Below are 13165 nucleotides of genomic sequence, written 5' to 3' on the forward strand. Positions count from 1 at the left end.
CCGGAGTCTACTTGCGACCCAGCGCCTTCTTCACGAAGCCCCAGAAGCGGCCCGCGCGCTCCTTGAGGTCGGCGCCCCGGCGCTCCTCGGCGGCGCTGACCGCCTCCTTGCTCACCTGGAGCTGCTTCTGGAGCTCCTCCGGCGAGTAGCGCGTGGCGAGCGTCGCCTTCACCTCCTTGCGCGACGAGTACTCACGCGCCTCCACGTGCAGCACGCATTCGGAGTCGAGCTTGAGCGTGACGGCGACGCGCACGGAGCCCTTGGGACCGCGCGGCAGTCCTTCCATTCGCACGGTGCCCAGGTATTCGTTGGCGGAGATGTGGTTGTCCTCGCCCTGGAAGATGGACAGCTCCATCCGCTCTTCGTTGTCCTGCGAGGTGCTGATGGCGAACGAGCGCTGCGTGGGCAACGGGCTGTTGCGCTCGATGACGCGCTTGAAGCCGCCACCGGGCATGGCCACGCCGATGGTCATGGGCAGCACGTCGATGAGCACCACGCTGCTCACCTTGTCCACCGAGCCGGAGTACAGCGCCGCGCCCAGCGCCACGGCCTCGTCCGCGTTGACGCTCGCTTGCGCGTTCTTTCCGAAGAGGCCCTTGAGCTTGTCGCGCACCAGCGGCATGCGGCTCATACCGCCCACGAGGATGATGTCGTCCACGTCGGACGCGCGCAGCTTGGAGTCCAGGAGCACGTCCCGCACCACGTCGATGGTGCGGTTGAGCAGCGGATCGCAGATCTTCTCCAGGTCCTGGCGCGACAGCGTCACGCGCAGGTCCCGGGGGCGGCCCGCGTCGTCCATCATCAGCATGGGGATGTGGACCTCGAAGGTGCTGCGCTCGGACAGCCCCATCTTCGCGCGCTCGGCGGCGTCACCCACGCGCGACAGCGCGATGCCGTCCCCGTTGAACGCGATGCCCTCCTTCTCCTGGAAGCGCTCCAGGAGGAAGTCGACGATGAGGTTGTCGAAGTCGATACCGCCCAGGAAGATGTCGCCGCCGGTGCCCAGCACCTCGAAGACGTTCTTCTCGATGCGCAGGATGGTCGCGTCGAAGGTGCCGCCGCCCAGGTCGTAGACGAGCACCTTCTTGTTCAGCTCGCGGTTGAGGCCATACGCGAGCGCCGCCGACGTGGGCTCGTTGAGGATGCGCTCCACCTTGAGGCCGGCCATGTGGCCCGCCTTGCGGACGGCTTCACGCTGGGGCTCGGAGTAGTAGGCCGGCACCGTCACCACGGCGCGCTCCACCTTCTGGTTGAGGTGGGTTTCGGCCATCTCCTTGCACTCGCGCAGGATGATGCCCTGCACCTCTTCCAGCGACAGCACGTCAGGGCCCAGACGCACGGCGGCGCGACCGGCGGCGTCGGGGGTGATTTCGTAGTGGAAGCGCTCGCGCACCTGCTTCACCACGGCGCTGTCATAGGGCCGGCCCACCAGACGCTTCGCGCCGTAGATGGTGTGCGTGGGCCGGAGGACGAGCTGGTTCTTCGCGCGGTGGCTGACGAGCAGCTTGTTCTGCGCGTTCAGCGAGATGACGGACGGGATGGTGTTGTAACCCTCGCGCGAGCGCAGCACGACGGGCCGGCCGTTCGTGAGGAGCGCCACGCAGGAGTTGGTGGTGCCCAGGTCGATGCCAATCACGGGCCCCGTGCCGGACAACGCCTGCGGCGGCGTGAGGTAGATGGGGCGCGGCTGGCCATTGGCGTCCAGCGCGGGCGTGGCCACCTGGGGCGCGGCGGCGGGGGCCAGCATCGCGGGGGCGCTCGGCGCGGCGGGGGCGGCGGGGGCCTGGCGCACGGACGGAGGAAGCACCTCCGGACGCGCCTGCGGCGGTGGAGCGGCGGGCCTCGCGCTGGGACGTCCCGGCGAGGACGTGGGCTCGCGCATCAGCTCCAGCGGCCCGTCGTCGTCGAAGGACAGGTCCAGGTCGAACTCGGCGCTGCCGCCGGACGCGCGCGGCGCGGGGGGCGGCGGCTGCTGCGGGACGGCGCGGCCCCAGGAGGACGCGGGCTCCTGTGAAAGGTCTGGCGCGCCGGGGCGCCCGGAGGCCGAGCCCGGCTCGCGGCCCAGTCCCGGCGCGGCGGGGCGGTTGGCGAAGGAGCCGGGCTCCAGCGGCAGTTCGCCAGGAGCAGGGGCACGCGCGCCGGGGCGCCCGGCGGCGGAACCCGGCTCACGGCCCAGTCCCGGCGCGGCACGGCCTGAAGCGGATCCAGGCTCACGGCCCAGCCCCGGTGCAGCGGCACGACCTGAAGCGGAGCCGGGCTCGCGCCCCAGTCCCGGCGCGGCACGGCCAGACGCGGATCCAGGCTCGCGGCCCAACCCTGGTGCAGCAGCACGGCCAGACGCGGATCCAGGCTCGCGGCCCAGTCCCGGCGCGGCACGGCCAGACGCGGATCCAGGCTCGCGCCCCAGTCCCGGCGCGGGACGACCCGGCGACGATGCGGGCTCGCGGCCCAGCGGACGGTGACGACCCGGCGACGACGCGGGCTCGCGCGCCAGCTCCAGCGGCCCGTCGTCATCCACCGACAGGTCCAGCTCGAACTCGGTGCTGCCACCGGAGGTCTGGGCAGGAGCGACGGGAGGCACCACCGCCATCACGGCGGGCGGCGGTGGGGCCGCTCGCGGCACGGACACCGGAGGCACTGGCGCGACTCGCGGCGGCGCGGGCTCGAAGGCGTCCGACATGTCCAGCTCGAATCCGCCGCCGTCACCGGACTCCGACGCGGATCCATCCTCCACCGAGAAGCCCATCTCGATGGGCACCTCGTCCAGCGACTCGCCCATCGCGATGGGCGAGTCCGAGACCGGGACCTCGAACTCGAAGTCCAACCCAGGCAGCGGCTCGTCGTCGCCCGTCAGCACGCCCTGCACCGTGGGAGGCGGCGTGCCCGCGATGAGCTCATCCAGCGGGATGTCCACCTCGCTGGACGGATCCGTCAGCGGAATGCCCCCGTCATCGTCCGCGCCCCCCAGCGAGAACGGCTCGTCCAGGCCCCCCAGCGAGAACGGCTCATCCGCGGCGGGCTCGGGGCTCGCGGGCGCATCCAGGTCGTCGAAGAGCGAATCGAGCGCGACACCGCCCGGAGCCTGCGGGGCGGGGCGGACAGGCGCGGCGGCGGGAGGTGCCACGGCCACGGCCACGGGACGCACGGGCGCGGCCACGGGCGGCACGGCGACCGGACGCACGGGCGCGGCCACGGGCGGCACGGCGACCGGACGCACGGGCGCGGCAATGGGCGCGACCACGGGAGCGATGGACGGCAGCGGCGCGGCCACCGGAGCGGCACCGCCCCCCGGCTTGCGCTGGAGCATCAGCTCCACCAGCGCGCGACTCGGCGTATCCAGCTCCTGGAACTGCAACCCCATCCCCGGAGGCCCCGCGGGGTCGTTCACTTCGCGCACCCAACGCACCGTGGCGGTGCCCTGGAGCACGCGCACGCCGTTGGCGATCTGCACCTCGAAGCGCACGGGCGTCCCCACCGGCTGCGGCGTGCGCGACCGGATGAACATGCCGCCCGGGCTGAGGTTGGTGGCGAACTCCTCGGTGAAGCTCCCCACGGACTCATGCTTGAGCTTCACCAACAGACCGACCGACTTGCGGTCCGAGGTACGCCGACCTTGATCCATGGACCGGCACTGTCGCGGGCCAGGGCCATTCCCTCAAGGGGGTTCTGGGCCCTTGTCCGGCCGTCCGGTATCCCAACGATACCTCCAGGTGCGCCTGCGACTTACCTGTATGTCCCAGCTATCCTGGGACTTCGTTTTCCTGGAGAAGGAGTCCGGGTTCACCGGACGGGAGTCCCCGATGGAAGCGGTTCCCTCTCTCGCCCCGGTTCCCCTCCATGCGCGGTGGCTGGTGGACCGGCGGCACGACCTGCTCTCCACGGTAGGGGGCCTGGGCGCGAGCCTGGCGTTGATGGGGCTGCACCTGCTGGGTGGGGTGAGCGGGCCGCCGCTGTGGTGGGCCTGGGTGCTGTTGCTGGACGGGCCGCACCTGTTCGCCACGGTGTCGCGCACGTACCTGGACACGCGCGAGCGCAAGGCCCGGGCGCGGCTCCTGTGGGGCAGCCTGGGCTGGTTCGCGGCGGGGCCGGCGGTGTTCGCGGTGTCGATGCTGGCGGGGCAGCGCTGGCCGTTCGCGGTGTTCGTGACGCTGGCGGCGCTGTGGGCGTACTGGCACGTGGTGCGCCAGCACTACGGCATCATGGTGCTCTACCAGCGCAAGGCCGGGGAGCGGGACGCGTGGGACCGGCGGCTGGACAGCGTGACGCTGTACGTGGGGTTGCTCGCGCCGTTCGTGGCGTTCGCGCTGACGCACCCGGGGGCAAGGCGACGGCTGGGGCTGATGGCGGACCCGACCTGGGAGGTCGTGGCCGCGCACGCGTGCTTCGCGGTCGTCCTCGGGGTGGTGGGCGTGCTCGCGGCGCGGCAGGTGTGGCGGTGGCGCCAGGGCCTGGGGGTGAACGGCCCCAAGCTGTTGATGCTGGGCGCGGCGCTGGGGCTGACGTCGCTGGTGTTCTGGCCGTCGGTGTCACGGCGGATGGACTTCCTGATGTTCACCGTGGCGGTGACGGCGTTCCACAACGTGCAGTACCACGGCATCGTTTGGTTCTTTCACCGCAACCGCTACCACGCGGATGGCGTGGACCGGGCCGCGTTCGGCTGGGCGCCGAAGGTGAGCCAGCGCTTCATCGTCTACGCGCTCTGTGGGCTCGCGTTCACGCTGGCGTACCGGACGCTGGGCTGCGGCATGGGCGTGCACCCGGGCTGCGGCGCGTTCGACGCGAAGGTGGCGCTGGGCCCCCACGGGCTCACGCTGCGCGACCTGATGGAAGGCTTCATCTGGGGCTTCGCGCTGCACCACTACTTCCTGGACCAGTACATCTGGCGCGTCGGCCGGGAAGAGGGATTGAGTCGCGATCTAAAGCTAATGACCTCTCCAATAAGCAGAAATTAGCCTCAATCACAAGGTTCCATTCCCATGCCGCATCGATATGGTGCCACTCCCAATCAAGAGCGTCGCGTCTACCCAGGTGACCCCCGAATGCAAGATACCGCACCGCATCTTCTAGAACTAACCAAATCAATCCTCGACCCAATCCACGGCCTTGTGCGCATTACGGACAGCGAAACCAGGGTAATTAACGACCCGGTATATCAAAGACTCAGGAAAATAAAACAGAACGGCCTTTTGCATTTTGTTTTCCCCTCAGCGACGCATACGCGATTCGAGCACAGCCTAGGGGTCCTGTTCGTCGCGGACTCAATGCTCCGCAGCCTGCTCTTCAACTCAACATCATCAATATCAAAACAAAGAATCATCACCAACATCAACCAAACAAACCACAGCCAAGCATTCGATCTAAACACCATCCTCAGATCGACACTCAAGGAAATCTTTCGCATAACACGACTTGCCGCGCTTGTTCACGACCTGGGCCATGGCCCATTGTCGCACACATTTGATCGGTTTGCCCCTAGTCTCAACTCTGTATTGAACATGCTCGGAGACAAGCGGCTTGCAGCTCTCTCGGACTTCAAGGACATCTTCCGAGATTATGCCCATAAAGACCCGCAGTCCGCCGGCACATTACTCCGAGTGCCCCACGAAGTAATGTCATGCATATTTTTCACCTATATTTGGCATCAAATTGACAAATCAGATTCTCAAACACCTCAAGCCGTCACAGCCGCCATCCTTGGAGAACTCGCATTCCACTCTATCAGTGGAGATCTTGCTCCATGGGTTCCACTAATCCACGACCTAGTTGCATCAGCGCCAGCCGACGCAGATCGCATGGACTACCTGGAAAGGGACAGCCGCTCTTGCGGCGTTTCTTATGGGCTATTTGACAGAAATCGGCTGCTCAAAACAATGTTATGCTACCAGACAGAAAAGCAGAACTCCAAGCAATACAGACTCGGACTCAAATTGAGTGGATCTCGCGCGGTTGAGAACTTCATACAGGCGAGATTCGAGTTGTTTGTCCAAGTCTATTATCACAAAACAAACAGAGCAATTGAGTCCATGCTCGGCCATATCTCGACACTGGCCGACACCACCTCACAGTTCATCATACCAGAAAACAGTCTTGATGAATTGGTGCAAGGCTACGCCAACCTGGGTGATGATATTTTCCTTGACATGCTGAGAGGACAAGGGGTTCGCAAAGAAATTGACAACAAGGAAATCAATGATCTCGCTCAACAAATTCACGATCGGAAACTCTGGAAGCGTGTGGTCGACTTCCAGGACAACAGAGATCTTGACGCTTCCCAGCAGGACGCTATCTTGCGAGACCTCAAAGTCAAATTTCCTACTGCCATCTTTCATCCAGACAAGATTAAACCAAAAGCAACAAAAGACCTCAATAACGGAGCCGTAATACTTAAGCAGGATGTAAACGGAGTTTATTTCGCAGATCCCGACGCGAAGTGGGAGTTGATTTCCCCAATCATCCAGACGCTAGGGAAAGCTGAGGAGTCTATTTACCGCATTTACGTCAGAACCGCTGACACCGCTATGGCCAAGGAGATTCGAACGGCCTTCAGAAAGTCCTTAAATCTTCTCGGTGAGGCAAAATCAAATGCAGAGCAAGCTTGAGGTCGAAACCAAACTGGAGATTAGCCACCTCGACTTCACTCGCCTACTAAGCGACAATCTGATCAAGAAGACCACTGAGCAACTCAACATCTACTACGACTTCAACTGGATTCTTGCGGCCGCAAGCGCTACCTTCCGAATAAGGATTGCGTCTGGGAGGCCCGCAGTGGCTACTCTTAAAATCCCTTTACATACACAAAATGGCCAGCGAACAAGCAGGGAGTTTGAGACGCCTGCAAGCCAAGCAATTGCATCGTGCAGTCATGTCGCCAACAGTCCCAGGAAGCTCGACGTAAAAAGCCATCTAACTCCAATATTCAGAGATGCCCTGCTGGGCTTGAACATCCCGCTTCTCGATAGAGTCGGATACATGCGAAACACTCGCCATGTTCTTGAGCTTGTCGATGTTGGATGCATAGAAGTTGACTGGGTACGCCTACCCGACGGCAGAAATTTCTATGAAGTCGAGATTGAGCATGACGATCTCGACCTGCAAAGGCATTTAGCGCACATGGTCATCAAGCAGGCTCCGAGCGCTCGCCCGTCCACACTGAGCAAGTTTGAACGCTTCCAGCGTGCCGTTGCTGCTGTAAGGCAATCAGACTGCTGGCGAAGTCTACCCAATCGTTCACTGGTTTGATCTTCAGTCCACGAGACCCTCTCCCTGGGAGGGGCTCACGATGTCTTATCACGTCCCTCCCAGACTCGGACTGATACTGAATCACGCGTGACCGCGCCATCACCGACTGGGCGCAAGACACCGGAGGCATCGAGGTCGCGTGGTAGCGCGGCCCCGATGCCCGCTTGGAATCACGGCGCCACGAGCCGCAGGAACGCATCCTGGTTCCACGTGTCGCCCGCCCCATCGCGCTGCCAGCCCGACACCAGCAACCCCGCCGTCGGCGGCGCCACCAGCGCCGTCGTCGCCAGCGAGCACGTGCCGCTGCCGCACGCCTCGGGCGCCAGCTTCTTCGTCCCCAGCAGCGCGCCGTCCGCCGCGTAGCGCGTCAGCGTGTTGCCGCACGCGGCCGCCACCGCGCCCGAGGACTCCACCGCCGCCACCGTGCCCACCGACGCCGTGCCGCACGAAGGCTGCTTCGCCCAGCGCTCCTCACCCGCCGCGCTCGCGGTGAGCACGAACGGCCCACCCCCATCCAGCGCCGCGCCGTTCCACACCAGCGGGCCCACGGCCTCTCCCGCGACGGCCACCGTGCCGTCCGCGCCCAGCGACACGGAGCCCACGCTCCCGTTCCCCCCCGGCACCTCGCGGCCCCACGTCAGCTTGCCGGCCGCGTCGAACGCCAGCACCACGAAGCCGCCCGCGCCTTCCGCGTCGAACGTGCGCCCGTCCACCGTCACCGGGCCCACCAGCCGCCCCGCGACCACCGACGTCCCCGTCGCCGACAGCGCCACCGCCGAGAGCCGCGTGCCGTCCCGCGCGCCGTCGAACGTCCGCGTCCAGCGCGCCGTGCCGTCCGCCGCGTAGCGCACCAACCGGGGCGTATGGGCCTCCGTCGTCCACTCCTCCCCCAGGGCCACCCCGCCGCCGGCCGCGTCCGCCGCCACCCCGTAGACCTTCTGCCCCACGCGGCGCTGCCACTCGGGGGCGCCGGCCTGGGAGAACTTCACCAGGAAGCCGTCCTGCGCCTCTCCCAGTCCGAAGTCCGCCGAGTACAGGAACGCGTTGCCGGACAGGAACACCGCGCCGTCCGCCCCCGTGGAGGCGGCCACGCGCAGGTCGGAGAAGCGGTTGCGCTCGAACTCCTTCGCCCACAGCTTCGTCCCGTCCGCCGTGTAGCGAGACAGCGTCAGCACGAGCCGCTCACCCTCCACCTGCGCCCGGTCTTCGTCCGAGCGCGGCGTGCCGGACGTCACCCACAGCACATCCCCGCCCCGCCCCACCGCCAGCGCCGCGCCCGTGTCGTCCTGCGGCCCCCCCAGCGTGTGAGACCAGGGGTTCACCGCCGGGGCCGCGGGCGCGGGGGCCGCCGTCGTGGGGGGCTGGGTCCCAGCAGAGGGGGCCTGGGTCCCGGCGGAGGGGGCCGCCGCGTCGGGGGCCGGTGAGGGGACGGGATTCTGGACTTCCGCACGGGCCGTCCCATCCGCGCCTTCGTCGGCCGAGGCCCCCCCGCAGGCGGTACCGCCCAGCCCGAGGAGTCCCGCGCCCAGAAGTGCCCACCCGCCCCAGATGACCCGTCGTGCTGAACGCATGCCGTGCTCCCATGCCTGCCCTGCTCCATCGCAGGTGCCTTGGGAACGTAAGCAGTGTGTCCACGGTGCGGCATTCCCCCCTCCCCCAGGGGACTCGAAACCGGCCGGGGGGCGGACGGGGGGACGGGCGCGGGGCCGGGGGGACCCGTGCCTGTCGCCTCGGAATACACAGGGCACGGAACGGTTGCCACCCCACGCTCGGGCGCCGAGGCGACGGAAACCGTTGGTCCGCCCCCCGCGCGCCGATTAAGAGAACCCTTCCATGGAAAGCGCCGCCCCCGCCCCACTCCCCCCGTCCGACGCCCCCCCCGAGGACCTGCGCGCCGTCGAGGAGCTTGCCCAGGCCCGCAGCGCCATCGTCGAGCAGATTGAAAAGCGCGTCGTCGGCCAGCGCGACGTGGTGGAGCACCTGCTGATTTCGCTCTTCAGCCGCGGCCACTGCCTCTTCGTGGGCGTCCCCGGGCTCGCCAAGACGCTGCTCATCTCCACGCTGGCGGACGTGCTCAACCTGTCCTTCAACCGCATCCAGTTCACGCCGGACCTGATGCCGTCGGACATCACCGGCACGGACATCCTGGAAGAGGACAAGACCACCGGGCGCCGCTCCTTCCGCTTCATGCAGGGCCCCCTGTTCGCGAACATCATCCTCGCGGACGAGGTGAACCGCACGCCACCCAAGACGCAGGCCGCGCTGCTCCAGGCGATGCAGGAGTACCGCGTCACCGCCGGCGGCCGGACGTACCCCCTGGAGCTGCCCTTCCTCGTCTTCGCGACGCAGAACCCCATTGAACAGGAGGGCACCTATCCCCTCCCCGAGGCGCAGCTGGACCGCTTCATGTTCCTGGTGGACGTGGGCTACCCCTCCGCCGAGGAGGAGGTGCAGATCGTCAAGAGCACCACCGCGGGCGCGCCTCCGAAGCTGGAGAAGATCCTCTCCCCCGAGCGCATCCTCGCGCTGCAGGAGCTGGTGCGCCGCGTGCCGGTGCCGGACCACGTGGTGCGCTACGCGGTGGAGCTGGTGCGCCACACGCGCCCCAAGGAGCCGGGCGTGCCGGACTTCGTGGCGAAGAACGTGTCGTGGGGCGCCGGCCCCCGCGCCAGCCAGTACCTGGTGCTCGCGGCCAAGGCGCGCGCCATCCTCAACGGCCGCTTCGTGGCCACGGTGGAGGACGTGCGGGCGCTGGCGCGGCCCGTGCTGCGCCACCGCGTGCTGCCCAACTTCACCGCGGAGAGCGACGGCATCACGTCGGTGAAGCTCATCGACCAGCTCCTCACGGTGGTGAAGGGCTAGTCCCGTCCCCCCATGGCGCTGCTCGACGCCCAGACGCTGTCCCGCCTCCAGGGAGTGAAGCTGCGCGCCCGCGCGGTGATGGAGGGCGTGCTGTCCGGCCTCCACAAGAGCCCGCATCAGGGCCAGAGCGTGGAGTTCGCCGAGCACAAGGAGTACGCCCCCGGCGACGAGCTCCGGCACCTGGACTGGAAGGCCTACGGCAAGTTCGACAAGTACTACGTCAAGCGCTTCGAGCATGAGACGAACCTGCGCGCGGTGATGGTCGTGGATGCGTCCGCGTCCATGGGCTACCAGAGCGGCGCGCTGTCCAAGCTGGAGGTCGCGAAGACGCTCGCGGGCGCGCTCAGCTACCTGCTCGTGCGGCAGCAGGACGCGGCGGGCCTCGCGCTGATGGTGGGCGGGGCGTTCCGCGACGTGCCGCCCCGCGCTTCGGCCGGGCACCTCAACGTGCTGCTGGACGCGCTGGAGCACACGGAGGCGAAGGGCCCCACGGACCTGGGCAGCGCGGCGGACCACCTGGCGGAGGTGCTGCCCCGGCGCTCCACGGTCATCGTGCTGACGGACCTGCTGGACGAACGGCAGGAGGCGCTGAAGCGCGTGCTGGCGCTGCGGCAGCGCAAGAACGACGTGGCGGTGTTCCACCTGGTGGACCCCGCGGAGCTGACGTTCCCCTTCGACGACCCCACGCTCTTCCTGGACATGGAGGGCGAGGGCCGCGTCGAGGTGAACCCGCGCGAAATCAAGCAGAGCTACCTGGAGGAGTTCGGCGCGTTCCTCGCGGACGTGAAGGCGAAGTGCGCCGAGGCCGACGTGGACTACGAGCTGGTGCGCACCGACGAGCGGCTGGATGAGGTGTTGCTGCGCTTCCTGGGCCGCCGAGGGAGGCGCCGGTGACGTTCGGCAACCCGTGGTTCCTCTTGGGCGCGCTGGGTGCGCTCATCCCGGTGCTGGTGCACCTGTTCGACCGGCGCCGGCCGCGGGCGCACCCCTTCGGGCCGCTGGCCTTCGTGCTGCGCAGCCAGAAGCGCACGGCGAGCCGGCTCAAGCTGAAGCGGCTGCTGCTCTACGCGCTGCGCACGCTCATCCTGCTGGCCATTCCCCTGGCGCTGGCGAGGCCGGAGTTCACCCGGGACGCGCAGGCGGCCACGCTGACGCGCGGCCCCGCCGCCACGGCCATCATCCTGGACGCCTCGCTGTCCATGCGCTGGTCGGACGGCACGTCGAACTTCGAGAAGGGCCGCGACGAGGCGCGCGACGCGCTCAAGGACCTGCTGCCAGAAGAGCCCGCCACGGTGATGGTGTGCACGGGCTCGCCGGAGGCGCCTCCGGCCCCGGGCTTCGACCGCGCGCGCCTGCGGGCGCTGGTGGACGAGGCGAAGCCCACCTCCGGCGCGGCGGACCTGTCCCGCTGTCTGGACCTGGCCGCGCGGGCGCTGGAGGAGAACCCGATGCCGGGCAAGCGCCTAGTGGTGGTCTCCGACATGGCGGCCTCCGGCTTCCGGCTGGAAGCGCCGCCGCCCACGGTGAAGGGCCCCACGGGCGCGATGGTGAAGCCGGAGGTCGTGCTGCGCGACGTGGCGTCGGGGCGCGAGTCCCTGGACAACCACGCGCTGGTGGACCTGCGGGTGGAGCCCGCGCTCCAGGCGGGGCCGCGCGCGTACCAGTTCACGTTCACGGTGCGCAACTTCGGCGCGAAGCCCGCGAAGGACCTGGAGGCCGCGGTGCGCGTGGGCGAGTCCACGCTGGCCAAGGGCTTCCTGGACGTGCCGGCGGGTGGCACGACGCAGAAGACGCTCACGGTGCGCTTCCCCCAGGGTGGCACGGTGGTGGGCGCGGTGACGCTGACGCCGGACGCGCTGGCGGACGACGACCAGCGGGCCTTCGTGCTGCCGGTGCCGCGCGGCCTGAAGGCGCTGGTGGTGAACGGGGCGCCGCACGCGACGCGTTACCGGGACGAGGCCTTCTTCGTGGACGCGGCGCTCACGTCACCCGGCTCGCCGGTGGACGTGGCGGTGCGCGACGCGGAGGTGGGGCTGCGCGAGGACTTCAGCGCGTATGACCTGGTGCTGCTGCTGAACACGTCCGCCCCCTCCGAGGAAGAGGCCGCGAAGCTCACCGCCTTCGTGGAGAACGGCGGCGGCCTGTTCGTGAGCGTGGGCGACCACGTGAACCCGGAGGCGTACAACCAGCGGCTGGGGACGTTGCTGCCCCGCCCGCTGCGCCTCGTGCGCACGAGCGCCGAGCGGGAGGACCCCGACGCGGACACGAAGACGGCGAAGCTGGCGCAGGTGAAGGTGGACCATCCGCTGTTCGCGCCCTTCACGGGCCGCGCGGAGGAGGGGCTCATCGGGGCGCGCTTCTACAAGTACATGCTGCTGGAGGCGGACAGCCCGTCCGCGCCGGGCACCAGCCAGGTGCTGGCCACGTACGAGGACGGGGCGCCGGCGGTGGCCGTGGCGCGCCGGGGCAAGGGGCGCGTGGCGCTGTTCACCAGCACGGTGGACCGCGACTGGAGCGACTTCGCCATCCGGACCAGCTTCCTGCCGCTGATGCAGCGCTTCGCCGCGTACCTCACCGGCTCCCTGGAGGAGCGCGAGGAGGTGCGCGTGCGCGTGGGCGAGTCGGTGACGCTGCGCCCCGAGGGCACGCAGAAGGTGAGCGCGGTCCGCGCGCCGGACGGAAGCGAGCTGCCGGTGAAGGCGCAGCCGGACGGCTCGTTCGTCGCGGGCCCCACGGTGCAGCCGGGCGTGCACACGGTGCTGGGCGCGGAGGGGAAGCCCGTGGCCGCGCTGGACTTCGCCGCCACGTTGGACCCGGCGGAGAGCGACCTGACCCGCGTGCCGCAAGACACGCTGACCGCCTACTTCGGCGAGGACACGGTGAAGGCCTCCACGGGGGACTCGGACAAGCCCGCGGTGCCGCTGTGGACGTGGCTCATCCTGGCCGCGTGCCTGGCGTTCTTCTTCGAGGGCACGCTGCTGCGCAAGTAGCGGCCCGGTGCCGTCGCCCCCCCCGGGGCGGCTCCGGACGACGGCTTCAGGGGAGGCCACGCGCTGGCCGCCCC

General features: G+C 68.2%; 8 protein-coding genes. 6 read left to right on the forward strand and 2 right to left on the reverse strand.

Going from position 1 to position 13165, the window contains the following annotated elements:
* Positions 1-7: 7 nt before the first annotated feature.
* A complete protein-coding gene (locus tag FOF48_RS16375; protein WP_143902649.1) occupies positions 8-3622 on the reverse strand; it encodes a TIGR02266 family protein in 3615 nt (1204 codons plus the stop codon).
* Positions 3623-3800: 178 nt separating this feature from the next.
* On the opposite strand from FOF48_RS16375, the gene FOF48_RS16380 reads away from it, so the two are divergent.
* The 3 genes from FOF48_RS16380 to FOF48_RS16390 all read left to right on the forward strand — a co-directional run bounded on the left by FOF48_RS16380 (position 3801) and on the right by FOF48_RS16390 (position 7239).
* Positions 3801-4952, forward strand: coding sequence for a hypothetical protein (locus tag FOF48_RS16380; RefSeq protein WP_143902650.1), 1152 nt, complete (start codon positions 3801-3803; stop codon positions 4950-4952).
* 87 nt (positions 4953-5039) lie between these two features.
* Positions 5040-6599 (forward strand): HD domain-containing protein, encoded by a 1560-nt coding sequence (locus FOF48_RS16385; protein WP_186001933.1) that lies wholly within the window; start codon positions 5040-5042, stop codon positions 6597-6599.
* The gene (locus FOF48_RS16390; protein WP_143902654.1) at positions 6583-7239 is read left to right on the forward strand and encodes a CYTH domain-containing protein; all 657 of its coding nucleotides are present in this window, start codon (positions 6583-6585) and stop codon (positions 7237-7239) included. Before FOF48_RS16385 ends, FOF48_RS16390 begins: the two co-directional genes overlap by 17 nt.
* A 170-nt stretch (positions 7240-7409) precedes the next feature.
* On the opposite strand, the gene FOF48_RS16395 is transcribed toward FOF48_RS16390, so the two are convergent.
* On the reverse strand, positions 7410-8561 hold the full coding sequence (locus FOF48_RS16395; RefSeq protein WP_255442264.1) for a hypothetical protein: 1152 nt from the start codon (positions 8559-8561) through the stop codon (positions 7410-7412).
* Between the two features lie 511 nt (positions 8562-9072).
* Between FOF48_RS16395 and FOF48_RS16400 the strand changes: the two genes are divergently transcribed.
* The 3 genes from FOF48_RS16400 to FOF48_RS16410 are packed head-to-tail and all read left to right on the forward strand — an operon-like array spanning position 9073 to position 13091.
* Positions 9073-10101 (forward strand): MoxR family ATPase, encoded by a 1029-nt coding sequence (locus FOF48_RS16400; RefSeq protein ID WP_143902657.1) that lies wholly within the window; start codon positions 9073-9075, stop codon positions 10099-10101.
* 12 nt (positions 10102-10113) lie between these two features.
* Positions 10114-10995, forward strand: coding sequence for a DUF58 domain-containing protein (locus FOF48_RS16405; protein ID WP_143902659.1), 882 nt, complete (start codon positions 10114-10116; stop codon positions 10993-10995).
* Positions 10992-13091, forward strand: a complete 2100-nt coding sequence (locus FOF48_RS16410) for a BatA domain-containing protein (protein ID WP_143902661.1) — start codon at positions 10992-10994, stop codon at positions 13089-13091. The genes FOF48_RS16405 and FOF48_RS16410 overlap by 4 nt, the downstream gene beginning before the upstream one ends.
* Positions 13092-13165: the final 74 nt, after the last annotated feature.

It is taken from the genome of Corallococcus sp. Z5C101001 (assembly GCF_007352635.1).
Lineage (GTDB): Bacteria > Myxococcota > Myxococcia > Myxococcales > Myxococcaceae > Corallococcus > Corallococcus silvisoli.

Bases quoted from the DNA above. Each gene is read 5' to 3' on its own strand.
- FOF48_RS16400 (WP_143902657.1), top strand. From the start codon at position 9,073: ATGGAAAGCGCCGCCCCCGCCCCACTCCCCCCGTCCGACGCCCCCCCC.
- FOF48_RS16390 (WP_143902654.1), top strand. From the start codon at position 6,583: ATGCAGAGCAAGCTTGAGGTCGAAACCAAACTGGAGATTAGCCACCTC.
- FOF48_RS16385 (WP_186001933.1), top strand. From the start codon at position 5,040: ATGCAAGATACCGCACCGCATCTTCTAGAACTAACCAAATCAATCCTC.
- FOF48_RS16380 (WP_143902650.1), top strand. From the start codon at position 3,801: ATGGAAGCGGTTCCCTCTCTCGCCCCGGTTCCCCTCCATGCGCGGTGG.
- FOF48_RS16405 (WP_143902659.1), top strand. From the start codon at position 10,114: ATGGCGCTGCTCGACGCCCAGACGCTGTCCCGCCTCCAGGGAGTGAAG.
- FOF48_RS16375 (WP_143902649.1), bottom strand. From the start codon at position 3,622: ATGGATCAAGGTCGGCGTACCTCGGACCGCAAGTCGGTCGGTCTGTTG.